Source organism: Bacillus sp. UNCCL81, assembly GCF_900112535.1.
GTDB classification, from domain to species: Bacteria; Bacillota; Bacilli; order Bacillales; family Bacillaceae_G; genus Gottfriedia; species Gottfriedia luciferensis_B.
Genome location: NZ_FOMF01000003.1, coordinates 576,811 through 602,169, shown reverse-complemented (window position 1 = coordinate 602,169; position 25,359 = coordinate 576,811). Strand labels below are relative to the sequence as shown.

Annotated in this window: 28 protein-coding genes; 5 read left to right on the top strand and 23 right to left on the bottom strand. The window is 32.5% G+C overall.

Going from position 1 to position 25,359, the window contains the following annotated elements:
• Positions 1-348 precede the first annotated feature (348 nt).
• Both BM319_RS08665 and BM319_RS08660 read right to left on the bottom strand, forming a co-directional pair.
• Positions 349-1,821, bottom strand: a complete 1,473-nt coding sequence (locus tag BM319_RS08665; RefSeq protein WP_286143700.1) for a DNA recombination protein RmuC — start codon at positions 1,819-1,821, stop codon at positions 349-351.
• A 354-nt stretch (positions 1,822-2,175) separates the two neighbouring features.
• On the bottom strand, positions 2,176-3,888 hold the full coding sequence (locus BM319_RS08660) for a S53 family peptidase (RefSeq protein ID WP_069034449.1): 1,713 nt from the start codon (positions 3,886-3,888) through the stop codon (positions 2,176-2,178).
• A 608-nt stretch (positions 3,889-4,496) separates the two neighbouring features.
• On the opposite strand from BM319_RS08660, the gene BM319_RS08655 reads away from it, so the two are divergent.
• The gene (locus BM319_RS08655) at positions 4,497-4,751 is read left to right on the top strand and encodes a hypothetical protein (RefSeq protein WP_069034450.1); all 255 of its coding nucleotides are present in this window, start codon (positions 4,497-4,499) and stop codon (positions 4,749-4,751) included.
• A 551-nt stretch (positions 4,752-5,302) separates the two neighbouring features.
• Here BM319_RS08655 and BM319_RS08650 read toward each other — a convergent pair.
• On the bottom strand, positions 5,303-8,056 hold the full coding sequence (locus tag BM319_RS08650; RefSeq protein ID WP_069034451.1) for a dynamin family protein: 2,754 nt from the start codon (positions 8,054-8,056) through the stop codon (positions 5,303-5,305).
• Positions 8,057-8,259: 203 nt separating this feature from the next.
• Here BM319_RS08650 and BM319_RS08645 point away from each other — a divergent pair, with 203 nt between their 5' ends.
• Positions 8,260-8,724, top strand: a complete 465-nt coding sequence (locus BM319_RS08645; protein ID WP_069034452.1) for a hypothetical protein — start codon at positions 8,260-8,262, stop codon at positions 8,722-8,724.
• A gap of 59 nt (positions 8,725-8,783) precedes the next feature.
• Here the strand turns inward: BM319_RS08645 and BM319_RS24345 are convergent, their stop codons facing one another.
• Positions 8,784-8,927 (bottom strand): imidazoleglycerol-phosphate dehydratase, encoded by a 144-nt coding sequence (locus tag BM319_RS24345; RefSeq protein ID WP_097978661.1) that lies wholly within the window; start codon positions 8,925-8,927, stop codon positions 8,784-8,786.
• A 102-nt stretch (positions 8,928-9,029) separates the two neighbouring features.
• Here BM319_RS24345 and BM319_RS25020 point away from each other — a divergent pair, with 102 nt between their 5' ends.
• Both BM319_RS25020 and BM319_RS08640 read left to right on the top strand, forming a co-directional pair.
• Entirely contained in the window at positions 9,030-9,164 is a 135-nt protein-coding gene (locus BM319_RS25020; protein WP_286131686.1) for a hypothetical protein, read from the top strand.
• 89 nt (positions 9,165-9,253) lie between these two features.
• Positions 9,254-9,436 (top strand): hypothetical protein, encoded by a 183-nt coding sequence (locus BM319_RS08640; protein ID WP_069034453.1) that lies wholly within the window; start codon positions 9,254-9,256, stop codon positions 9,434-9,436.
• 32 nt (positions 9,437-9,468) lie between these two features.
• Here BM319_RS08640 and BM319_RS08635 read toward each other — a convergent pair whose 3' ends face one another.
• The 15 genes from BM319_RS08635 to BM319_RS08570 all read right to left on the bottom strand — a co-directional run bounded on the left by BM319_RS08635 (position 9,469) and on the right by BM319_RS08570 (position 20,629).
• Positions 9,469-10,044, bottom strand: a complete 576-nt coding sequence (locus BM319_RS08635) for a GNAT family N-acetyltransferase (RefSeq protein WP_069034454.1) — start codon at positions 10,042-10,044, stop codon at positions 9,469-9,471.
• Positions 10,045-10,219: 175 nt separating this feature from the next.
• On the bottom strand, positions 10,220-10,771 hold the full coding sequence (locus BM319_RS08630; protein ID WP_069034455.1) for a GNAT family N-acetyltransferase: 552 nt from the start codon (positions 10,769-10,771) through the stop codon (positions 10,220-10,222).
• Between the two features lie 74 nt (positions 10,772-10,845).
• Positions 10,846-11,301, bottom strand: a complete 456-nt coding sequence (locus BM319_RS08625) for a DinB family protein (RefSeq protein WP_091022300.1) — start codon at positions 11,299-11,301, stop codon at positions 10,846-10,848.
• Between the two features lie 258 nt (positions 11,302-11,559).
• Entirely contained in the window at positions 11,560-11,751 is a 192-nt protein-coding gene (locus BM319_RS08620; protein ID WP_069034457.1) for a hypothetical protein, read from the bottom strand.
• Positions 11,752-12,245: 494 nt separating this feature from the next.
• The gene (gene hisJ, locus BM319_RS08615; protein WP_091022192.1) at positions 12,246-13,076 is read right to left on the bottom strand and encodes a histidinol-phosphatase HisJ; all 831 of its coding nucleotides are present in this window, start codon (positions 13,074-13,076) and stop codon (positions 12,246-12,248) included.
• Positions 13,073-13,720, bottom strand: coding sequence for a bifunctional phosphoribosyl-AMP cyclohydrolase/phosphoribosyl-ATP diphosphatase HisIE (gene hisIE / locus BM319_RS08610; protein ID WP_091022189.1), 648 nt, complete (start codon positions 13,718-13,720; stop codon positions 13,073-13,075). The genes hisJ and hisIE overlap by 4 nt, the downstream gene beginning before the upstream one ends.
• A complete protein-coding gene (gene hisF / locus BM319_RS08605; protein WP_091022187.1) occupies positions 13,710-14,492 on the bottom strand; it encodes an imidazole glycerol phosphate synthase subunit HisF in 783 nt (260 codons plus the stop codon). Before hisF ends, hisIE begins: the two co-directional genes overlap by 11 nt.
• Complete coding sequence (gene hisA / locus BM319_RS08600; RefSeq protein ID WP_091022185.1) at positions 14,462-15,193, bottom strand: 1-(5-phosphoribosyl)-5-[(5-phosphoribosylamino)methylideneamino]imidazole-4-carboxamide isomerase; 732 nt, start codon at positions 15,191-15,193, stop codon at positions 14,462-14,464. The genes hisF and hisA overlap by 31 nt, the downstream gene beginning before the upstream one ends.
• A complete protein-coding gene (gene hisH, locus BM319_RS08595; protein ID WP_091022183.1) occupies positions 15,171-15,794 on the bottom strand; it encodes an imidazole glycerol phosphate synthase subunit HisH in 624 nt (207 codons plus the stop codon). The genes hisA and hisH overlap by 23 nt, the downstream gene beginning before the upstream one ends.
• Positions 15,795-16,373 (bottom strand): imidazoleglycerol-phosphate dehydratase HisB, encoded by a 579-nt coding sequence (gene hisB / locus BM319_RS08590; RefSeq protein WP_091022181.1) that lies wholly within the window; start codon positions 16,371-16,373, stop codon positions 15,795-15,797.
• The gene (gene hisD / locus BM319_RS08585; RefSeq protein WP_217493005.1) at positions 16,370-17,656 is read right to left on the bottom strand and encodes a histidinol dehydrogenase; all 1,287 of its coding nucleotides are present in this window, start codon (positions 17,654-17,656) and stop codon (positions 16,370-16,372) included. Before hisD ends, hisB begins: the two co-directional genes overlap by 4 nt.
• Positions 17,637-18,284, bottom strand: coding sequence for an ATP phosphoribosyltransferase (hisG, locus tag BM319_RS08580; protein ID WP_069034464.1), 648 nt, complete (start codon positions 18,282-18,284; stop codon positions 17,637-17,639). The genes hisD and hisG overlap by 20 nt, the downstream gene beginning before the upstream one ends.
• Complete coding sequence (locus tag BM319_RS08575) at positions 18,281-19,198, bottom strand: ATP phosphoribosyltransferase regulatory subunit (protein ID WP_069034465.1); 918 nt, start codon at positions 19,196-19,198, stop codon at positions 18,281-18,283. Before BM319_RS08575 ends, hisG begins: the two co-directional genes overlap by 4 nt.
• Before the next feature lie 384 nt (positions 19,199-19,582).
• A complete protein-coding gene (locus BM319_RS24640) occupies positions 19,583-19,759 on the bottom strand; it encodes a hypothetical protein (RefSeq protein WP_175403510.1) in 177 nt (58 codons plus the stop codon).
• A 183-nt stretch (positions 19,760-19,942) separates the two neighbouring features.
• A complete protein-coding gene (locus BM319_RS08570) occupies positions 19,943-20,629 on the bottom strand; it encodes an ArsR/SmtB family transcription factor (RefSeq protein ID WP_069034466.1) in 687 nt (228 codons plus the stop codon).
• A gap of 99 nt (positions 20,630-20,728) precedes the next feature.
• Between BM319_RS08570 and BM319_RS08565 the strand changes: the two genes are divergently transcribed.
• Positions 20,729-21,340, top strand: a complete 612-nt coding sequence (locus tag BM319_RS08565) for a flavin reductase (RefSeq protein WP_069034467.1) — start codon at positions 20,729-20,731, stop codon at positions 21,338-21,340.
• A gap of 130 nt (positions 21,341-21,470) precedes the next feature.
• Here the strand turns inward: BM319_RS08565 and BM319_RS08560 are convergent, their stop codons facing one another.
• The 4 genes from BM319_RS08560 to BM319_RS08545 all read right to left on the bottom strand — a co-directional run bounded on the left by BM319_RS08560 (position 21,471) and on the right by BM319_RS08545 (position 25,358).
• Complete coding sequence (locus BM319_RS08560) at positions 21,471-21,758, bottom strand: hypothetical protein (RefSeq protein WP_091022179.1); 288 nt, start codon at positions 21,756-21,758, stop codon at positions 21,471-21,473.
• A gap of 284 nt (positions 21,759-22,042) precedes the next feature.
• Positions 22,043-23,125 (bottom strand): histidinol-phosphate transaminase, encoded by a 1,083-nt coding sequence (gene hisC / locus BM319_RS08555; RefSeq protein ID WP_091022177.1) that lies wholly within the window; start codon positions 23,123-23,125, stop codon positions 22,043-22,045.
• Between the two features lie 174 nt (positions 23,126-23,299).
• Entirely contained in the window at positions 23,300-24,451 is a 1,152-nt protein-coding gene (locus BM319_RS08550; RefSeq protein WP_069034470.1) for a homogentisate 1,2-dioxygenase, read from the bottom strand.
• A 10-nt stretch (positions 24,452-24,461) separates the two neighbouring features.
• Entirely contained in the window at positions 24,462-25,358 is an 897-nt protein-coding gene (locus BM319_RS08545; protein WP_091022175.1) for a fumarylacetoacetate hydrolase family protein, read from the bottom strand.
• Between the last annotated feature and the right edge of the window lies 1 nt (position 25,359).

Here is a 25,359-nt window from a genome sequence, read left to right as displayed (position 1 = left end):
GGTGTAGTCGTTAATTTAACTCGGTCTAGTTTAAGAGCTAAAGTAGATTTTGCCAGTCAACGAAATTTTTTCTTGAGATTAATAAATAATTCTAATTAATCCAACAAACTTATTTTTTACCTAAAGTATTATGAAACCTGAATTCCAAAGTGGTAGGGTATAGCTAAATGGGCTAATCAATTTAATTTGGAGCTGAAAAGAGACTATCGTCATTCTCCTTTTAAATAACAAAATATAAAAAGCATTCATTTTGCTCAATCTTTTAAAAACCTTCAATTTATCTATATACAATTCAAACAAAAAACAGGAATGAATATTCATCCCTGTTTATAGTAATACCTTCTTCTATTAAGAAGGTATTACTTCATCTATTAAGAAAGTATTACTTACCGGTACTTCTTCTACTTTAGTTAACTTACGTTCAATATTTCTTGATTTTCTACTAGCTTCTTCTAGTTTATTTGTAGCTTCCTGCATCTTTTTATGAGTTTTATCTAATAAGTCTCCAAATTTACCAAATTCTGTTTTTACCATTCCTAACAATTTCCAAACTTCACTTGAGCGTTTTTCAATTGCTAATGTTCTAAAACCTACTTGTAAAGCATTTAATAATGCTGTCAAGGTAGTTGGTCCACTTAACACTATTCGGTACTCTCTTTGTAGTAATTCAACTAATCCTGGTATTCTTAAAACTTCTGCATATAACCCTTCTGTTCCTAAGAACATAATCGCAAAATCAGTCGTGAATGGTGGTTCCACATATTTTTCACTAATCTTCCTAGCTTCATTTTTAATGTTATTTTCAAGTTGTTTACGGTAAATCACAACTTTTTCTTGGTTCGCTTCATCGTATGCTTGCAGTAAATTTTCATAATCAGATAATGGGAATTTCGAATCAATCGGCAAATAGATTGTCTTTTCTTCTTCTGATTTAGCTGGTATTTTAATCGCAAACTCAACTCTATCTTTACTCTTAGGTTTTGTGATAACGTTTACATCATATTGTTCTGCAGTTAACATTTGTTCTAGAATGTTATGAAGCTGAACCTCACCCCAAGACCCTCTAGTTTTTACATTACCTAATACTCGTTTTAAATCCCCTACTCCATTTGCTAATGTTTGCATCTCTCCTAAGCCACGTTGTACCTTTTCAAGATGTTCACTAACCATTTTAAATGAAGCTCCAAGTCTTTTTTCTAAAGTGTCGTGTAATTTCTCATCAACTGTTTTGCGAATCTCTTCTAATCTCTTGTTGTTACTCTCTTGTAATGAATTAATTGTTTTCTCAACATTTTCATTTATCTTCTCTAAGTGAGTGGCATTACTTCTTTGCATCCCTATTATATGTTCATTTATGGTTTGTAAGATTTTTTCAGTTTGGTCAGTTAAATTTTTCGAAGTAGTAACATGATTTTCATGTAATGTCTTAACTGTTTTCTCTTGAAGTTTATTTGTTGTATCATTTATTGTACTTAATTTCTCTTCAGTCGATAGAATTAATTTATTCATAGTATCGACGTGTCTTTGTTGCGATTGCTCTTGTTGCTCCCTTAATCCTTTTATATTTGAACTTGTTTCTTTCATAAATACATTGAAGCTATTTGCTAATTCTTCTCTATTTCCTCTAAGTAAAGTATGCAATTCTGTTTTAGAAGAATTTATTTCTTCTCGGACCTGCTTTATCATCTTATTTCTTTCATTTTCTATCTCTTCTCTGGTTAATCCATCACCACTTTGACCAAAACCTTTTCCAATTTTAGTCATTATAAGTAAAAGGATAATAATTTCTACAATAGCAACGCCTAATATTGCATACAGCAACATAACCCCCCCTTTTTCCTTAATTAAATTTTTTTATATTTCTATTATATTCGACAACTTTTAACATATCTATATTTAGCAATAATTTCACAAAAAGTATTAAGTTAAAGTAATACTAATTTATTTCTGTTTTTATTTATTATCAAATCATCATGTTCTGTTTTAATAAAATAATTAGTTGCCTAATTCCCACATATTTCCTCATGATTTGAGGTATTGCTGTAAAGCTTTTTAACATGTTTACTACACATTTTAAAGTATATTCTTCATTAGACTTGAATTTAAGATTGACTCTTAATTTTTTTCTTTAACAAAAATGACAGCCTCCAATTTGGAGACTGTCGATTTACTACTTTAAAACCCATTTATATCGCGAATTAAATTATACGCATCTGGTGTCCCAATACCTGAAGCCATATCGTAGCCAGAGGTAGCCGGATAGTACAAGTTTGTTCCAGACGTAATATCATGATATGCTGCATATTTTTGAGTTGTATTAAAGACTTGATAAAGAGTTGGATTTGCTTGACCAAGGTTACCCTTGCCATTTGCTTGTGCGAATTGATTATTGAGTGCAGCGATTCCAGCCCATAATGGTGCAGCAGCTGATGTACCACCTACTACATGCCAGGCACCTCCAGTATAGATTGAATATCCAGTGTTAGGGTCAGCAGCTGCCGATACATCTGGAACCTCCCTTTTACCATTCGAATAACTGTTTTGGACACCAGGACCTGATTGGAACGATGGCATTGTATAAACTTTAGATAATCCTCCACCGTCACCTGATTTGCTTGTTTTGTTACTCCAAACCGTTTCTGAACTGTAGGAAGTACCACTTAAATTCAGGTGAGTTCCACCAACGCCAGTTACATACGGGTCATTTGCGGGACTATCAACCTCTAAAGTTCTACCTCCAGAATCGTAGGCACCATTGTCTCCAGACGCAGCAAAAATACTTTGTCCTTGGGCAGCAAATTGTTGGAATATGGTATGTAAACTATTCATGGTCGCACTTGCTTCATGCTGCTCTCCGATCCCCCAGCTGACAGAAATTGATTTTGCTGTATTATCAGAGGCAATTTTTTGATAGGTATCAATTAATCCTTGGGCACTATTTGGCCCTTCGTATACAACCACTTGTGCTTTTGGCGCAATTGCATTGATTACCTCAATATCAAGTTCAACTTCGATTGCACCTTGACCAGCAGCACCACTATAACCATCGATATATACATTTGTTGGTGCAGGGCTTCCTAAGCCATAGTAGTTGTTATAGGTACTAATGTTTGTTGCTTTATATCCGTCCAACTCCATAACTGCTACAGTTTGGCCAGATCCAGTATATCCGGCAGTTGCCAGTGGGTTGATATCGTATGCACCTTTTAATTCAGCCGGTGTATAACCGCCAGCTGGGCCACTGCCCACTTTTGGTGTCACCGCTTTATTCTGTTGGGAGAATTGCATAGATGCACTACTAATTTTCGAATGTGTATAATGTGGTTCATTATTGAGACCTTCAACATCCGTAATCACCCCAGAAAATTCAGCTGGAATGGAAGGAGCTTGATCATTGGCATAATAGGTTTTGCCATTTGAATCTTTATAGTTATTTATAGTTACACCAAAAGTATCCTCCATTTGACCAATGGTGCCACTGACGGTAATAAAGGCGTTATTGGAAGAAACATTTTCGACTTTAAAGCCTTGACTTGTCAAATAGCTTTTAACATTGGCAACAGTAGTATCAGTTGGTCCATATTGATTTTTAAATTCGTTGGGAGTTAAGTATTTCTTGTAGTTGATGGAGTCAGGGTTCTTTAAGCTGGCAATATATTCATCCAGTTTATCGCTGTTTCTTAGCTGAAGGGCAATAGTTACAGTAGCTTTGGAGTTACGGTTTGTGTGACCAGTGGAAGTACCATGATTTGCAGCAGTTGGAGCTACCTGATTAAGTTGTACATGTTTGGAAGCTGCGGCAAAAGTTGGGCCTCCTGGGAAATACATCGATAATGTTAACAATGAAGCAACAGCCGGTACTAATAATTTTCGGTTTCTTTTTTTCATCCTTACACCTCTCCTTAGTTCCTAAATAAGTTCTTACCAACAATCTAGAAATCAAAAGACGATTTGAGGCTACCCGACTACCATGAAATTAATATCTCCAGTTATTCCTTTTGGCTATCGGCTTCGGGTTATGTATCACCTTCTTTCAAAAATACACCTTTCCATTTAGGATATATTTTTGAGTTTGACGTAAAAATTAGAATCTCCTGCAAAATACATTTTTTTTAATTGAATTCTAAAAAATCTTAAATAATCTTAAAGCTTCTAAACTCCCTGATAGTTCAAGAGCAAAAAAAAAGAGTTATTCTAGTAACTCTTTTAAACTTTTTCTAATCTGAATTTTTTAACTTCTCAGCCTGTTGCCTAAATTCTTGGACATTTTTACGTACTTATGAACTCTTTTATCTCAAATTTTTTCACTTTTATTCTTCCATATGAATCCTTTTTGAGTAAGAAATATAGTTCGAATATTCCTAAATAGTTTTAAGTTACCATTCTTTAGAATAGAATTAATTGAAAGATGGCTTCAACTGTTTTTCGTACTGTTTTCCCAATAAGTTTCATTAGTCCATATTGAAGAAACTAAATAATAGAAGGTGATCTATTTTATGAGTCATTTCTTATTAAGTAGACTTGGCAACTGGAAAATACAAATTCATTGCCATCCTGGTATTAGAACAGTTGGGAATGAGCGGGAAGTGCTTTTACTCGATGAAGAACATGAAAAAATTGCACATTTTTCAATTGATACAAAAGGAGCCTTTTTAATACTACAAATCCCTTGGGGTGGATATGTAAAAATTAAAGAAGGCTACCAAACAATCGTTGTACATATTCCGTTTGAAGAAGATGCAGAGGAATAGTTGAAAGGAATACTGGTTTTATAAATAAATGCATTGGTCATATAAAAAGAGTGTGTTTAAATATATTAGATTAAATCTGAAAAGTATGAATTTTCCGTTTGGAATTATCCAAGATCCTCTGATACTCGTTGATTAAATAATGTTTTTTTGCGATTTATAATTGGCCTAATAATGATTTCTCTAAAAAAAATTAATTGAGCCAAAGTGTAAGTCATTTAGATGTTTACCATATTTGTAAATGTAAATTTGCATAGGTAGAATTTGAATTTTAGGTACAGTTTAATAATTAAAGGTAATTCTTTAAAATATTGATTTTTTTAATGTTCTAAAGAATAATTTTTATATTTGAAGAGTTGATTGAAACGAAGGGATGCTCGACTCCTATGGGAGATGCAGGAAGGGTGAGACCCCGCAGGAACGAGGAGGCTCAGCTCATGCCCCATGGAAAGCGAGCATCCCGTAGTGGAAATCAACAAGACATTCTTATTTAATTAACAACTTTTTTTAACAGCATGAAAAAAGAGTGTGCCATTTAGCACACTCTTTCCTTATTATTTACGTAATGTTAAAAACTCTAATTGTCTTAATCTTACTGTGAAGAATGTAATCGGATCGAAGTAAATACTTGGATTAGATTTCATATCTTCTAAAGTTTGATTATAGTTAGAAATTGCTACTCTTGTTTCATCAACTAGTTCATGGATTTGCTCAAATGGAGCATGTAGGAACATTGATAAATCTCTTGGTAAAGTTTTTTCAAACATTTCAAATTGTAGGAAAAACTTCATTGATAATTCTGATGTTACATCATCATAGTTGACATTATCAACATACTTTTGATATTGAGCAACAAGCTTTGATTTATTTTGTGGTAGTAAACCTAATAAGATACCTGAGCTCTTTAAGATAAACTGAGATGGTGAAGAATTTAATAAAATATTCATATCATCTAGTTGAGTCATACTAGTCATTCGATCAGCATCACGGCGCCAGTCATCTAATACTTTAAAATCACATTCAAGATTTAAGTATTCATTTCCAATGTAGTCATTTAAAGAATCACTCATTTCAGATAAGTAGCCTTGAGTACCTTCTAATAAAACACCTGAATCTTTAATCCAGTTTTGAAGAGCTTCATTTAGTTTTGGTAAAGTATTCTCTCTTACATACTCACCAATACGAAGATTCATCTCTTCGTTTAGTGTTTCAAGAATTGTACCGAAATCACTATCTTCTTTGATTAATTCTTTACATTCTTTTAGAAGACCAGGAATACTTAGCTTCAGGTCATATTTTAATTCGTCTTTTAATTCACGATACGAGCTTTTAATTGTATTTAAATGTTCCATTTCTTTATCTTTTAAAGAATGTAATAGACCATTTAATTTGTCATCAAGAACTTCATTCCATTCAACATTAGCACGTAGTTCGTCTTCTTTCTCTACTCGTTTTTCTAATAAGAAATTAATTAATTTGCGAATAGCTAATAATAATTTTTCTGTTTGTTTAGAATTTGCTTCAGTTGAAAGAACGTTATCCTCAATAAATAATTCTAAATCTTTAAATTGATCTTGATTATTATAAATTGAAGAATAAGGTAATACTTTAGCGCTAGGGAAGTCTTGATTAACTTTCGCTTGGATTTCAGCGCGAACTCGATCAATTTCTTCTTTACTATAAATAGAATCCATCTTATTTAAAATAAAGTGAATCGGTAGAGTTGGTAATTCTTTATGAATTTTAACTAGTAACGATCGTTCGTTTTCTGTATAAGGTGCAGTAGCATTTAAAACATAAACAAGACGATCTGCAAGTTTTACAGATTGTAATAATGCTTTTGTATTAACCTGGTTTCCATCAATTCCAGGTGTATCAATAATTGATAGGCGATGCTTTTCTAAAAATGAATTTGGTAATTTATAGTATACTAATTCATCACCTTTTAACAGATTATTTTCAACTGTTGTTAAATCGTAAAAATCTGCAAATTCGGCAAGTTGTGTATTTCCTTCCTTCGAAAATACGATAATATTTGAATCACTATTTTGTTCAAATAATACAGGCATTGTCGTAGAAGAACCCATCATTTTCTCACCTAAAAGTGAGTTAACAAATGAAGATTTACCGTTACCTGATGTACCTGCAACAAGCATTGTTGTATTTTCAAATTGAGTTAATTTACTTGTCCACCACTCAAAACGGTCTCCAACTTCTATTTCATTTAAAGCAGACCATTGTAGGATGTTTTCAAATAATTCTTTGCCAATTTCAAAGCAATCAGGCGTTTTTAATAACTGTTCAAATGCCATTTCTGCGTCAGCAACAATTTGATAATCAATACGGCCTGGGAATAATCGATCCCATGCAAGTGTTGCAGTCGTTGCTAAAACCGCACCTTTTATATCGGTAATACGTAACCAATTTGTTAAAAAGCTTGGCATCATTTCCTCAAGCTGAGCTACAAAATAATCACCTTCAACTAATTCTTCGTATGTCATTGAATAGATTGATGGCAAACGATTCCACTTCACACCTGTTTCAACGTTGATTTGGAATAACATATCATTAAATGTTTGTAACCAATTTACATAAACTGATTGTTCTCTGTAACTATTCCAAAGTGCTTCTACCATTAATTCAAAGTGCTCAAGATCGACTTTAGCCAATGATAGTAACGGTTGCACAAAGTAACTTGGTGCCATTTCTTTTGTTACACCATTTACAATGTATTCTCTTAATACAATAAACCATTTCAAATCTTCTGTTCGAATTGATTCATCTGAAGCTAGAGCTACAGCACTAGTCCAATCGTGATGTTTTTCATAAAATTTACGTGCAATTCTCGTTACATTTGGATAATCAGGATTATATTTTACTGCTTCTTTAATAATACGATCTGCTTCTTCGTATTTCGAAACATCGATATAAAGTGAGAATAAATGTAAGAATATTTCAGATGTCAAAGTACTACTATCTGTTTTAACTTCTTTATATAACTTCTCAGCTGTTTCAAATGCACCGATTTCATAATAAGAATCAGCGATATTTTTCTTTGCCCAATCGCTTAACTGGTTTCCGACTTTTTCCCATTTGAAAACTGCAGATTCAAAATCTTTATTTTCAAAATAAACTTCACCTTGTGCAAATCGAATAGATGAAAGATCCATATCATCATTTTGTTCATTGTAAAGGTCAGCTAGAACTGCAATAGGATGGATATTGTTTTCATTTTCATTTAAATACGATTTATAAAATTGTTTTTTAATAAATTGTTCTTTCACTTTCACTTTAACTTCCACTGTCATGTTCTCACCTACTATGTATAATAAAATCAAATTAAGTCCAAAAATTTGTCAAAAGGAATATGTTAAATTTATACAGCATTATTATTCTACCAAATTAGAGTAGCTGAAATTGTGACAATTCTATGTCATTTTCAAAAGATTTTTGTTATATTTGTTACGTTACATACAAAACATAGGTAAAAGAATATTTTTTTGGAGGCATTATGCTAACTTACGAAGAAAAACTAACAATCATTGAATCATTTCCAGAATTAACTAAAAAGCCAGTCTCACTTGGTCGTACAAATTTTCAATATGAAGAAAGTTTAAAAGAAAAAAAGAATGTTGTTTATCATTTACATCCTAATGGAAACGGCTTTGTATATGCTGAAGGTGTAAAAGGGTACAAAACGAACGAAAAAGGTATGGTAAATATAAGAGAATTTACTGAAGAGGAACTTCGCACAATTCTCACTAAATCAATTGAAAGCCTATCATTCGAGCCAATTTTTGAAGAAGATGAAGAAGTAGAAGAAATCTGGGTTAATGCGAACGGCCAAATCCTTAAACTTGTTTCTGAAATGGACATGTGGAATGTTTACGCAGGAGAAAATCTTGATGGTACATTCAATAGCTACGGTGAAGCTTGTGAATATTTAGATGAAGAAGGATTTAATGTTCAAGACTAAATATAGTTAGAAAAAATATAGAGCTTGGGGAAATCCAAGCTCTTTTTTAATTGGTTATTTTAGTGTAATTCAGTTTGTGATTTACTACCTTTTTTAGAGCGATAGACATTTCCTTTTGTATTATCACCACTAGTAGGTGCTTGTCCATGAAGTTCAGGTGCGTTTTGATTTTTACTTCCTTTGCTGCCATTTTTACTTGTCATTTTGCTTCCTCCTAATACTATTTATCATAAATAGATTCCCATTTTAAATTAAAGATTATTCAAGGAATTTAAGCACATAATAATAAAAAAGGAGGGTTAAACATGGCAAAAGGACATACAAACAAAGGTCCACAGAAAAGTTCTGTCGATCAATTTGGGCATTCAGAGGAATCTGCATATTCGAAGAGTAAAAAAATGGAAGAGTTTCATAAGAAAAATACAGAAAAAGACAGCTAATAGATCGCTTAATTCTTTTAAATGTACTTGCTAATTTTCCTTCAACAAGTCATTATAAAAGTATGATTAAATTGGAGGAAACTAAATTTATGAGCGAAAATAACAATGAACCAAAAAAAGTTAGTCTTCAGGAATTAATGAAACAAAAGTTGGCTAGCAAAAAACAGCAAAATTCTAATCAAAATACTGGAGTAAATGCTGTTAAAGATATGACGAAAAAGAATCAAATTTCTAAAAAGCCAAACAATCAACGCAAACGTATGGGTGTGTAATTAAAAAAACGACTGAGGTTATCAGTCGTTTTTTATATGTCTTCTAAAAGATTTTGATTGCTATTATTTTCTCCAAAAGTTAAAACTTCCTCTACTGGCTGATAAGATTCACCGTAAAAATGTGTATCCCTATATGTATGAATCATATTATATGTTTTTTTCATCGCTTTAAATATCATTTCTTCACCCTCATTATTTGGAGACCAGTATAAAATCTCCATAGGGTTTATTTCTTGAGTTGCTAATGATCGTCTGTTATATCCTATCGACTGAGCATGCTCAAAACCTTCTCTTTTATAAAATCTAAGCCTTTTTTCTGTATCTGTATCTTCATAATTAACTGGTTCAACCTCTAAAATAATTGGTTTGCCTTTCTTCTTTAGCTTATCAAGCAATTTATACCCAAGACCCTGCCCACGGGCATCTTTTGAAACGAACAAGTAATCGATAAATACAAAATCATCTAGTTCCGCATACATTAAAACATGATGTGGACCTTCATCCTTATGATAAATATCTGATCGCTCTTTCAATAAAGTTTCCATATGTTCCCTTGATTTCATTTCTTCAACTGGAAAATACTGATTTAGTTTTTCATACCAATGCATTGATATTCTCCTTTTCTTACATGCAGTTTATAGCATCACACTAGACAAGTCATTATTTCATTTAACTCATTAATAAATATTTACACAAAAATAATTAGTAAATCCTTTCAAATGAAGTATTTGAAGTATTAATACTTTTCATGCAAAAAAAAAGTTCATTGATATGAAATTAACATTATTTCCTTAAAGAAACCCAATCTTCCGCTAACATTCCATAAACGATGTGATCTACATAATGATCATACAACCATTCAGCTTTCCTGATCCGACCTTCCTGAAAGAATCCTAACCTCTCAGGAATAGCACGACTTTTTGTATTTTCAACAGCAGCACGAATCTCGACCCGATTTAGCAATAGATCTGTTAATGCATAATTAACAAATGCATGACAAGCCTTTGTCATTATACCTGTACCTTCAACCCCCTTTCCTAGCCAATAACCAATACTCGTCGACTTATTTGACCAATCAATTTTATGAAACCCTATTACTCCAACAAGTTTTGAATTTGACCAAATACCAGCTTGGAATCCATTGTTTTCAGTAAATTGTTTCATAGTTGTTTTTATAAAGTTCTCTGTATCCTCAAGTTTTTTATTATATGCTATTAATGGTAACCATTCTTTTAAATGTTCCATTGAATTGATTGTTAATTTGTATAACTCATTTGCATCTTGTAGAGTCAATAACTTTAATTGCAAATTTTCTTCAATTTTATAACTAAACATCAATTTTTCTCCTTTTTAAGAGCTTAGAACTAGATTATAAAAAAGACAGCTTTAAGCTGCCTTAATCGGTTATGTCAACGATGTGATGGCCACGATCCTTGCATTTTTCTTATTTGAATAATTTGTCCGGTATGGTAAGCGTCATGTAGTAATAAATCCATTAGTTTGACTTCAAAGGAATTTTTCATCAATTCCTCATCTGTCATATTACTCAATAACTGTCTTAAACTAAAACTAGTATTCTCCAATCGTTCAATAACTTTTTTCCATTCGTTTTCTTCATTCGATTGTTCTGTAAGAAAAAAGGTTTGGTCACCGTCTAGATTTTGCGTCCATTCTCTACCTTCTAGATTTGCTACAATCCTCTCTTTGTAATAAAGAAGATGATTAACGTTTTCCCAAATTGATTTAGTCGCTTCCCCTGTTGGTCTCCAACCAGCTTGTTCAGCTGTAATTCCTTCAATTGAATTTTTTAGTGGAGCAAACCAACTTTCCTTATCATATGTTTTGTCTAATACGTTTAAAAACATTTCTTTTCGATTCAAAAAAATTTCCTCCTTTTTAAACTCTAATAATTTTAGAAATTACTTCTATAAAGTCTCCTCATAACTAATAAACTGTCATAAAAAAGTAGGACAAATTTTGAACTAAATGATAACGAATAATTCGTACTTGAGGTCACCACTGTTATTTATTCAACAAATGGCTATTTTTACCTTTTATTTTTTTAGCTAAAAATACTTCTATAAAAACAAAAAGGAGTCACAACCATGACTCTCTTAGAAGCATTAACTTACAATGTGAAGTACAAAAATAACTAAAAACACACCAGACAGTACACTAATTTTTTGAAACTTTGTTCGTTTTTCAAACCAGTTCCATCTTTGATTCTCGGAATTAACAAGTCCAAAGTGAAACATCAAATAATCAATCGTACTCATTAATAAAGCCCCTAATACGACCCAAATAATATTTGACATTCAAATTCTCCCTTTATCTAAACTAAATTTAGAAAAAATTACTAATTTTTCTTAATTATACATTATCGTTTGATAGTTGTAATATGGGAGAATTTCACCATTTTAACAAAATTTCTCACTAAACAAAAAGACGACGATAAATTATCAATTTATCGTCAGAGTGTTGGAATAAAACATATACAATATTGAAAATAACATAATCATAACTGCTTCATGAGTAAATAAAATGGCTAAATATTACTTTTAACTTACTCATAACCGCTTCATGAGTAACTACAATGGCTTATTCTTGCTTTTATCTTACTCATAACTGCTTCATGAGTAACTAAAATGGCTTATTTTTGCTTTTAACTTACTTATAACCCCTTCATAAGTAACTAAAATGGCTTATTCTTGCTTTTATCTTACTCATAACTGCTTCATGAGTAACTACAATGGCTAAAATTCTGACAGTTCAGTTTCCCCTTTTTAAGATCTGAATTATCACTTGATCATCAGCAAGATTTTTTACTATTTGAAAAATAAACCTCATATCCTCTTCCAACATCTTTTACACTATGAGAATCAGAACCATACATTAATTCTATGTTTAAGGAATTCGCAATTTCAATGACATGTTTTGGTGGATAGGTTTCACCACAATACTCTTTAAATAATCCTGCAGTATTATAGTCTAAAATATAATTTTTTTCTTTTACTAGATTTAATAGTTCAACTTGTTTATTTAGGATTTTTTCCGTATCATCACAATTCAAAAATTGTTTAAATTTATTACATAAAGTCATATGTCCGATTCTTTTTGGTTTAAACGGACCTAAATCATCAATGATAGACTGTTTTACTAAATCGTAATAAGCAAGTTGAAACGCTTCTGCACTGCCATAGTAATTAACTAAACCAGAAAAGGTATCTTCTGCTTTATAATCTATACAATGCCATCCATTTTTTCCTTCTAGGTAATGAACTGACAAAAGTCCTGTGTCACAATATTTGCCGTATTCTTTTAGGAAATCCTTAAACCATACTGATTCACTCGGTAAATAATCGTATTCAAATCCAATTTTTATACGAATTCGATCCTTATACTGATCTCTTACTTTATACATTTCCTTAATATATTCGTCTACTTCATTTTCAGACATCGCAAGTGAAGCAACTGCGTCATTTGGCTTTAAGCAGTTTTGAAATGATAATGGTACGGGTGTATGTTCAGTGATATGGTATTCATCGAACCCAAGTTCAATCGCTTTTTCGATCATTAATTGTACGTCATCACCACTTCCGTGCGGACAATATTGTGTATGTGTGTGTCCATCAATTTTCAAGATTTTACTTTCTCCTTCCTATTTATTAAGCAATTGTTTATATCTTCCAATTTTATTCCTTTTTCTACCATTAAAACAATTGTGTGATAGACTAGATCACTAATCTCATAAATTAATTCTTCCGTTCCTTCATTTTTAGCACCAATAATTACTTCGCTCGTCTCTTCACCTACTTTTTTCAATATCTTATCAATGCCTTGATTAAATAAATAGGTAGTATACGATCCTTCAATTGGATTCTCTTTTCGATCTTGTATCGTTTCATAGAGATTTGGTAGATAACTTAATGATTCATTTTGAACAATATTTTTTTCTTGCATTAATGTTAATTTTTCGGAAAAACAACTGTAGCTTCCTGTGTGGCAAGCTACTCCTACTTGTTCAACCTGTAGTAAAATAGAGTCTTGGTCACAATCATAAGAAATCGATTTGACATATTGAAGATTCCCCGATGTTTCTCCTTTTTTCCAAATTGATTGGCGACTTCTACTATAAAATGTAGCAAATCCAGTATCGATTGTGAGTTTAATTGATTCATTATTCATATATGCCAACATTAATACTTCTTTCGTATTAATATCTTGCACAATTGCTGGTACTAATCCTTGTTCATTAAAGCGAATTTTTTCGATATCAAAATACATGTTTTTCTCCTCCTAATAGTCGAACTGGAATATTTTTTTCATTTAAGTAGTCTTTTAATTCACTAATTTTGATTTCTCCAAAATGGAATACTGAAGCAGCTAAAACTCCATCGACATTTGCATATTCAATCGCATCATAAAAGTGTTCTACTTTTCCTGCGCCACCAGATGCAATAACCGGAACATTAACTGCATTTGTAATTTTTTGCAGCAATCGGATATCAAACCCTCTTTTCATACCATCTTCATCAATACTATTTAAGACAATTTCACCCGCTCCAAGCTCCACACCTTTCTTTGCCCAATCAATCGCTTCCCATTCAGTCTCTTTCCGACCACCATTTATAAACACTTTATATTTGCCATCTTTATTTAACTTTGCATCAATTGAAAGCACGACACATTGCGATCCAAAACGATCAGATGCCTCTTTAATTAAATTCGGATTTAAAATTGCGGCAGAATTAATTGATACTTTATCGGCTCCATTTCTTAATAGTTTCGTAAAATCATCAATCGATCGTACTCCACCTCCAACACTGAAAGGAATACGCAATTCCTTCGCTACTTCTGAAACAAATTTCAATGATATATCTCTTTCTTCATTTGAGGCCGTAATATCATAAAATACTAACTCGTCTGCACCATTATCGCTATAATATTTTCCTAGTTTCGTAGGTGAGTCAACATCTTGAATACTTGAAAACTGTTTTCCTTTTACGACTCGTCCATTACGAACGTCTAAGCACGGTATAATTCTTCTTGCAAGCATTTAAGTGCCTCCTCAACTGTAAATTTCCCTTCATATAATGCTTTTCCAGAAATCGCACCATAAATATTTAACGTGCGAAGTGATTTCAGATCATTGATTGAGCTCACTCCGCCTGAAGCAATGATTTTTAAATTCGTTTCTTCAGCTAATTTTTTATATGCTTCTAAATTAGGCCCACTTAACATGCCATCCTTTGATATATCAGTGTATACGACTGTTTTCACACCGAGTAGCTCTAGCTGTTTACAAAATTCATAGCTATCTTGATTTGTCGACTCTTCCCATCCATTTATGGCTACAAAACCGTTTTTTGCATCTACTCCTACAATGATTCGATCACCGTATTTTAAAACAGCTTGTTCTAAAAGTTGTCTATTATTAATTGCTGCTGTTCCCAAAATTACTTTTTCTACACCTAATTCTAACCAGAACGAAATCGAATCAAGTGATCTGATTCCTCCACCTAACTGAATGTTTAAATTCGTATTTTGAACGATTTCTTTTATAATTGACGCATTTTTCCGTTCTCCAGTCCTTGCTCCATCTAAATCAACGATATGTAAAACTTTTGCACCAGCTTTTTCAAAGTCTAACGCAACTTCGAGTGGTGAATTCTTATAAATTACTTTCTTATTAAAGTCTCCTTGCTCAAGGCGAACGCAATTACCATCCTTTAGATCAATTGCTGGATATAGAATCATATAAACACATCTCCTTAAATGCTTTTAATAAATTCAGACCTGTTTCTGCACTTTTTTCAGGGTGAAATTGCATTCCGTAAATATTATTGGATTGAATAATTGCTGGAATCTTTACCCCGTAATCGGAATAAGCTAAAAGCTCATCATTTGTTGAACTAATATAAAATGAGTGTACAAAATAGACATAATCACCTTCATTTACATATTTTAATAATGATTCCTGTTTCGTAAAATTTAGCTTATTCCAGCCCATATGTGGAACTTTTACGATGTCAGGTATACGTTTTACTTGACCTTTAATTAAGCCAAGCCCAATTGCTCCGAAGTTTTCTTCACTAAATTCATATAGTAATTGCATTCCAAGACAAATTCCTAAAATTGGAGTACCACTTTTTGCCTTAGACTTTATACAATCAACTAAACCAAGTCGATTTAATTCATTCATCGCTGCTTCATATGCCCCAACACCTGGTAGAATAATAGAAGAAGCTTGCTCAATCACTTCAATTTCATTCGTAATGACTACCGGAAAATCAATTTCTTCACAAGCTCTTTTTAATGAATCTAAATTACCTACACCATAATCAATAATAATATTCACTTATAACATTCCTTTCGTGGAAGGTAATTTAGTCGAAGTTATTTCAACCGCTTGTTTAACCGCTCTGCCAAATGCTTTAAATAAAGCTTCAATTTTGTGATGATCATTTTCTCCATATAAAACTTCCATATGACAATTCATTCTAGCTTCAGAGCTTAATGATTTAAAAAATTCTTTAAAATTCTGTGTATCAATCATTCCTATTCGTTCTCTTACCGTTCGATCATTGTAAACAAGATATGGTCTACCACTAAAATCTACGACCACTCTTGCTAACGTTTCATCCATTGGAATGTAGCATGAACCGTAACGATTAATGCCAATTTTTTCGTCTAACGCAATTAATAAGGCTTTACCTAATGCGATACCAACATCTTCTGTTGTGTGATGATCATCTACTTCAAGATCACCCTCACAAAATACTTCCAAGCTTATTCCGCTATGGAATGAAAATAACGTTAACATATGATCTAAAAAACCAATTCCAGTTTGAATATTACTTTCTCCATCACCATCTAAATTTAAATTTAAACGAATATTTGTTTCATTTGTTTTTCTTGTTATCATTGCAGTTCTCACTTTGAATCCTCCTCAAATCGAATACTAATTGCTTTACCGTGACCATATAGTCCTTCTTCCTCTGCGATCAATTCAATATGTTTTCTTGCTTCGCTTAAGGCAACTTTATTGTAATAAACAACGGATGTTTTCTTACTAAAGTCATTTACATTTAATGGCGAGGTAAATCTTGCAGTTCCGCTAGTCGGTAATGTATGATTTGTTCCCGCAAAGTAATCACCAACAGGCTCTGGAGTATAGTCTCCTAAAAAAATAGCACCTGCATTTTTAACTTTATGAACGATCGACTCTGGATTTTTTATCATTAGTTCAAGATGTTCAGGCGCTAACTTATTAACAAGCTCAATTCCTTCCTCGATTGTTTTAACGACGATAATAGCTCCATAATTTTCGAATGAGCTTTTAATAATTTCTTTTCTTGGTTGTTCTTCTAATAAGTTTGGTATTTCTTGCTGTATTTTTTGTGCAAACTCTTCTGTATTCGTAATAACAATACTAGATGCCATTTCATCATGCTCCGCCTGTGCCATTAAGTCAGCAGCAATAAATCTCGGATTGGCAGTTTCATCTGCTAATATGACAACCTCTGTTGGACCTGCAACCATATCAATTCCTACGATGCCTGAAACACTTTTCTTAGCGAGCGCCACATAAATATTGCCAGGGCCAACTATTTTATCTACTTTTTCAATTGTTTCAGTTCCATAAGCCAATGCCCCAATTGCTTGCGCTCCACCAATTTTTAACACTTTTGTAACACCAGCTAATTTCGCAGCGACTAGAATAGAAGGCTTAATTTTTCCTTCTTTATTTGGTGGCGTTACAATGACAATTTCATTCACGCCTGCTATTTTTGCAGGAATCACATTCATTAAAACTGTTGATGGGTACGCCGCTTTTCCACCTGGGATATACACACCAACTCTTTCAATTGGATTAATTATTTGTTGAACATATGAATTTTTTTCATTTATTTTATAGCCGTCTTGAAGTTGCTTTTCATGATATGTCTCTATATTTTTCTTAGCTTCAATTAATGCATTTACTAAGTTTTCATCAGTTTGTTCTAGAGCCTCATTAAATTCATCTTCACTAACTTCAAAGCTTTTTAGTTTGACCTCATCATAAATTAAAGAATACCTGCGAACAGCTTCATCACCATTTTCTTTCACATTTAATAAAATCTTTTCCACACTTTTTGTGATCTCAACAGTAGGTAAATTCGTTCGGTTTATAATACTTTCAAGTTTTTCACTTTTATGATTAATCGATAAAATTTCCAGCATATATATCCCTACCCTTCTTTATTTTTTCTATAAAATCAGTAATACGGAAATAGTTAAATCGATAACTAACACGATTTGAAATCACTCTGGCGCTAATTGGAATCATTTCTTCTAAGATGACTAATCCGTTTGCCTTTAAAGTACTTCCTGTTTCTACTAAATCAACAATAATATCGGACATTCCTACAATTGGTGCTAATTCAACAGAACCGTTTAAATAAATAAGTTCAATATTTTGCCTAAACTGAAAATACTTCGAAGTGATATTTGGATATTTTGTCGCAACTCTTAACGTTTCATCACCTCGATCAATTAACGTTCCTGGAAAACCCGCTGCTGCAAAAATGCATTTTCCAAGTTCTAGATCCATCAACTCGTATACATCTTTCTCTTGTTCTAGCAGAATGTCTTTTCCTACAAAACCAAGATCGCAAACTCCTCGTTCAACATATGTAGCGACATCCACTGGTTTCACTACTAAATATTTAATTTTATTTAATTCATCTTCAAAGATTAGTTTTCTAGTTTTAGAATCAATTACTTTTCGGTAACCAGACTGACTTAATATTTTAATAACCTCATCTTCAAGTCTTCCTTTTGCAACTGCAACTGTTAGCCAACTCACTTTACATCCCTCATTTGACATGTTATCCAAGCATTTGTATCAATCGAAAATCCGATTGCATCAATGCTGTTTTCCGAATCTTCAGACACCAGAAGATAGCGTCCTCCACTTAAAACCTCTTTATTTAACTGATCGTAATACCCTTTAAAAACGATTCCGTCATAATAATCAAATTCATTTACGATTGATAAATCGAGAAGAATATTTGGACTAATTTCTTGAAATTTAATTACCTTTTCAACAGCATTTTCCATTTCATTATTTAATACTAAACTTCTAAGTAATGAATGAAGTTTTTCCCCTTTACCTTGTAAACTAAATAACTGTTCAAAAACATTTCTGGCTTGAAGGGGTAAATTAATTGACTGAATAAATCGTTCTAATTCATCTATGTTTTTTAAATAAATTAGCTTTTTCAATTTGTTTTTTTGCGACTCGCTTAAATTACATTCTTTGAAAAGTCCTTCGATAAATCCTGTATGCCCGATTTCTAAAATAAAAGGAACATTGCTTAATAAATCAATTGCCATAATAACTACTTCTATTTCAGATGCTTCAGAAATTTGCCCTAAATTTTCGATACCAAATTGATTAATTTCCTCAAGCTCTACCCCATTATTTCGATAGATTGTTGATTGATAAAATACTTTACATTTCTCTTCCTTCAATGCGATTGGATAAATTTCTTTCATTAATGCACTTGTTAAATCAGGTCTTAACAATAAAATTTGCTGTAAACGTGTCAATACAACAACTAAGTCTTCTCTAGCTAATCTAGGGTTTCGACTCGAAAATGAATCATACTCTTCAAATAACTGAGGATGAAAAGGGATATATCCTCGCTCTAGTGCATAATCTTCCATTTTTCTTTTATATCGATAATTGACTAATGATTGCTTTAATTTCCCATCCAATTGAACATTCCCCCTTTTAGAAAAAACAAAAAGGCCATACAGGTTAAATGCCTGTATGGCCTTCTGGCACGACACAAGCACCTTTTTCGTAACACGAAGAGGGCTTGCATCTATGGTCAATTTTTGTCCATAGATTCAAACCCTGGGTGGATGATGATGTTGTAGCCCATTATTCGTGCGTGCGAAAAGCATGTTCATGTCTCCTTTTTCGTTTTATTTTTATTCATCTTAATGAATTTGATATAAGTTGTCAATCCCTTTTGAAAAATAAAAATTTTGAAAGGGTTTACATTAAGATTTTTTAATTTTTCGAATCTATTAAACTAAAATAAGTGTTTTATTCTTATAACAAATATCTTATATAGTATAACTAATGCAAAAACCTTACTTAGTAAAGAGATAATAAATAACGTAAAACCAACTAAAAAACCCGTGAATTATTGCCCAAAGAACTGATTTATGAATACTCCAAGATATTGTAATGGCTAAAGCCGAACCGAAAGTAATAACACTTTTTGAACCAACTGGAACATTATGTCTTTTTTCTGACCTTTCTTTCATACCTCAATCCCCATTTCCACTAAAGCTATATTTGTTAATATTTATTCTTCAGTGAAAAGTTTATTCTCTTCAAGTATTAGTATCAGTAATTTTAACGCAATATACCTGTCAGTTGTTGTACTACTTATGTATGCATTATTAGGGCAACTAGCTTTTTCTAGTTGATTTTAGTAAATAAGTACTTTAAATATCAAAAGAAAATATTTCTTTAAAACCTTTTTTTCCTTCAAAAGTTATTTTTATGGCTCTTGTTTTTGGCATACGTTGAATCCAATTTAGTTCTAAAAATCTTTCTAGAAGAGCATTTCCCAATGCTCCACCAAGGTGATATCGTCTTTCACTCCAATCTAAACATTTATGTGAAAATGATCGACGTTTCTTCTTAATTTTTTCAAGATCGATTTGAAAATCAGTAAAGAATCTCTCTCCTATTTCTGTTACAATAAATCCTTGTTTTTCTTCGTTTATGACTCCCAAATTAATTAAAGAATCAGTTAATAGTACCCCAAACTTTCCTGCAGGATGATCGTAACACGTTCTTGCAAAGCGTATTGCTGAATTTTCCGAAGCTTGTTTTAAAGACCTAATTTCAATTGGCGGAGCTATTGATAATAATGTCTCCATTATTTGAGCAACCTCCTGATTTCGAATACCGTAGTAACGATGTCTTCCTTGTTTTTCTACATTAAGTAATTTCGCATCGACCAATTTTGCTAAATGGAAACTAGCCGTTTGTGGTTTTATTCCAGCCATATATGCCAGTTCGCTAGCAGGATGAAATCGACCATCTAAAAGGACGGTTAATATTGCAGCACGTGAAGTTTCACTTACAAGCGTAGCAACCACTGCCACATTTGGATTTGCATTCATTTTAAATCTCCTCCCATTATGTAATCCATATTTCGATGATAATTGAACTATTTATATTCTACAATATATTTGAAATACATAATTATTAGGAGGAAAAAAATGAATCATTTTACAAATACAAAGTTGATTAGACCTAAAATTCTATATTATGGAACACCCGTAATTTTACTAAATACATTGAATGAGGATGGGACAGTTAATATTAGCCCGATGTCCTCTTCATGGGCTTTAGGAGATTGCATAATATTAGGAATTGGACTTGGCGGGAAAGCAATTGAAAATTTACAGCGACATCCTGAATGTGTAATCAATGTACCTAGCCCTTTATTATGGGAGAATGTTGAATTTTTAGCCCCTTTTACGGGAAAAAATCCCGTTCCTGATACTAAGAAAAATATAGGATTTTCATATAAAAAAGAAAAATACAATATTAGTAAATTAACCGCTACAGAGTCACAAACCGTAAAACCTACACGAATAGCAGAATGCCCAATTCAAATCGAGGCAATTGTAAAGCACATTCGTATCCCTGAACATTCACCTGATTTTGCAATTGTTGAGACACATGTTTTACATGTACATGCTCATAATGAAATCATCATTGAAGAAAATCATATTGATCCAAATAAATGGAGTCCACTAATATACAATTTCCGTCATTATTTCGGTCTCGGAAATCAGTTAGGTAAAACTTTTCGTTCGGAAATATAGTAAAAAACTAAAATATAAAGTTAGATTCCACCTTGTAAGGAATCTGACTTTTATATTTTAGAAGGAAAAACAGGTAAAAAAGAATTAATTTTTGTACCTCAACAATCACAAGCTGAGGTACAATTCTTCACTAACTCGCAACCATTTTTAAAGCATCAACATATTGTTTTGCTTCTAATAATGAAAGACCTAAAACACTTCTAACTTCTCTAATTGCTTGAATTTCTTTTCCTTCTTGTAAAAGTTTACGTATATCATTATTAATTGGATGTTCTGGGACTTCTACTACTTTAGCAATCTGATCTAAAGTAATCTTTATATTTTTCATTCGATTCTCTAGTTTTTTAAGTTTATCAATAACCGTTGTAAAAAGTACAAAAACTATGACTAACACTAATCCAAGAAACGTAAATTCCACGCTAATCACCCTATCTATTTATATATTTTTAACATTATTGAATATCATTATATTTTTTTTCAAAGAGTTCTAATGGCATAGTGAGCTTGTTGTTTTTCACTCTTCCAATAAATGATAATTTCTACTTGATTCCCTTTCTTCTCAACTTCTAGTAAAGCATTCCCCCCTTTATCTCTTATTGAGACGAAAAGAGTAAATATACTACTTCAAGAATACGTAAATTTTAGTTATATAGAGATAAAACAAAAAATCGTCATTTCTATAAATGACGATTTTCCAATTAATTAGATTGTAGAAGTATTTTTCGTTAATGCTGGCTTTAAATGTAAGATTAGTCCTTCATTTTCAGCAGCAGTTCCGATTGTAATTCGAATTCCATTAGGGAATGCACGGATAATGTATCCTTTTGATTCTAGATCTTTAAAGATTTCTTGACTGTTTTCAAGTGGAACAAATATAAAGTTTGCTTGAGATGGATAGTATTCGATTCCATAACTGTTGAAAAACTCTTCGTATTGTTCCATGCCTTTTTTATTTTGTTCAACACAGTTTTTAATAAAGACTTGGTCTTCAAGTGCTGCTATTGCTGCAACTTGAGATAACATTGAAGTGTTGAATGGTAGTCTAGCGATATTTAATTCTTGAATTAATTTGCTATTTCCGATTCCGTAACCGATTCGGAATGATGCTAGGCCGTATGCTTTTGAAAATGTTCTTAATACGATTAGATTTTCAAATTTATTTAGTAATGAGAGTGTATCAGGGAAATCTGATGCTGATACATATTCAACGTAAGCTTCGTCTACAACTACAAAAGTAGTGCTTGGTACTTTTTCTAAAAACTCGACTAATTTGCGGCTACCAATATATGTACCTGTTGGGTTATTTGGATTACAAATCCAAACTATTTTAGTATTCGCATCAACTTGTGCAAGCATAGAATCTAAATCGTGTACACCTTTAACTAAAGGAACAGGTCTAACTTCAGCACCTTCAATAACTGCGTGATGAGCATATTGTGAAAATGTTTGAGATGCTTGTACAATATTATGTTCTTTCGTTAGCAACGCTCGACTAATCATTTGAATAACTTCGTCAGCACCACTTCCGAATATTAATTGATCTGGCTGTATATTTAGGAAATTTGCTAGTTTCTTACTAATTTCTTCTGTTGCTCCATCTGGATAAATCGCAAACTTACTTACTACATTACGTAGTTCTTCAAAAACTTTAGGAGAACATCCGAATGGATTTTCATTTGATGCAAGTTTTACTACTTTGTCTAGACCATATTCACGCATGACTACTTCACTTGGTTTTCCTGGTGTGTATGCTTGAAGCGTCAAAATTTGTGGTTTCACGTACATGCTTATTTCTCCTTTTATTCAAAGTTTTGTATAATGTTGTCAGTTTATCATATTATTAAGCTGTTAATCTAGTACTATTTTTAAGAATATTTCAAATTATCTAGTTCCATAATGCCTGGGTTTTCTTGTACATAGCTTGTTTCAAATTCAAATAAAAAGTAGAATCAAAAGACTCTACTTTTCAATCCAACTACCCATATAAGCCGGATCTTCATATTGATGTGCTTCTTTTACTACGTAAAGTGGTCTAAATGTATCAATCATAACTGCTAGTTCTAATGTTTCTTTCTTTCCAATACTTCCCTCAGTTTTACCTGGATGTGGTCCATGTGGAATACCTGATGGATGTAATGTAATAGACTCTTGTTCGATTCCTTTTCTACTCATAAAGTTTCCTTCTACATAGTAAAGGACTTCATCACTGTTTACATTACTGTGTACATAAGGTGCCGGAATTGCTTCGGGATGGTAATCATACATCCTTGGTACAAATGAGCACACTACAAAATTATGTCCTTCGAATGTTTGATGTACTGGTGGTGGCTGATGAATTCTTCCTGTAATCGGTTCGAAATCTTCAATATTAAACGCCCATGGATATAAATACCCATCCCAACCTACTACATCAAATGGATGATGTGTTAAAACATGTTTATAAAGGTTTCCTCTTGCTCTAGTTAGGACAGTGAATTCACCTTTTTCATCATATGTCTCAAGCGATTCTGGTCCTCTAAAATCACGTTCGCAAAATGGACTATGCTCAAGCATTTGGCCATATTCATTGCGATAACGTCTTGGCGTTGTTAATTGGCTATTTGACTCAACAATTAAAAACTTCGTATCATCATTTGGAACTACTTTGTAAATTGTTCCAATAGGGATCATGATATAATCCCCTTTACGGTAAGTAATTGTTCCAAACATTGTTTGGATTTCTCCTGAACCGTAATGGACGAAGAACATTTCATCTCCTTCACCATTTCGATAAAAATGTTTGCTTTCTTCCGTTACGTTAGCAACTGCAATTAACAGATCAGAGTTACCTAAAACGTATACTCTACCTTCTAATGCATCACCTGTACGCTCTAAATTGTTTGTACGAATATGGCGGTGCTGCAGGGATGTTTGTTCTTCAAATTCGATTTGAAGTGATTTATAAAATGATGTTTCACTAACTGATGTAGGCATATTGTTATGATATAAAATAGATTGAGTACCTGAAAATCCTTTTGTACCCATTACCTGCTCTCTGTATAATGACCCATCTTCTTTACGAAATTGAATATGTCTTTTCTTTGGAATCTTACCTAGACTACGATAATACACATGCTTCCCCTCACTTTCTTACGGTATTTCGTAATGTACCTAAACCTGTAATGCTTAACTCCACGACGTCTCCATCTTCTAACCAGCGATGTTTTTCTTCACCAAGTTCTAAGATACAGCCTGTTCCAACAGTTCCGGAGCCAATCACATCACCTGGATATAACGTTACATTTTTTGAAGCATGAGAAATTAATTCTGGAACGGAATAATAAATTGAAGAAAAATTGCCACTAGAAATGACTTTTCCATTAACTGCAGCTGTCATCTTCAAATCATAGCTTTTACCTGTTCTAAATTTCTCAATTTCATCTTTTGTTACAATGCAAGGTCCTAAAGAAGTAGCAAAATCCTTACCCTTAGATGGACCTAAGCCAACCTTTACTTCATGTGCTTGAATATCTCTAGCACTCCAGTCATTCAAAATTGTATAGCCAATAATATAATCATCGGCTTCTTCAACTGGGATATCTTTACCTTCTTTACCGATAATACAAGCGATTTCTAATTCAAAATCCATCTTTTTGCAATTAGCTGGAATACTGACATGATCTTCAGGTCCAATTACCGCTCGATGATTCGTAAAATAGAAAACTGGTACGTCATACCACTCAGGTATCATCTCTAGACCTCTTCTGCCGCGAGCAGTTTTCACATGCTCTTCAAAGGCATAAAAGTCACGAATACTCTGTGGTTTTGGTAATGGTGCTCGCAATTGAACGGAAGAAAGTGGAATACCTTCTCCTGTTATTTCTGCTATTTCATTTTTATATAAATCATAGTTTTCTAGAATTGTTAGTAAATCCGCTGGAATTCTGCCATTACTAGCTTTATTAAGATCCATTACTTGATCTTCAACTAATAATCCTGCACGCTCATTACCATCATATTGAAAAGTTATAAATTTCATA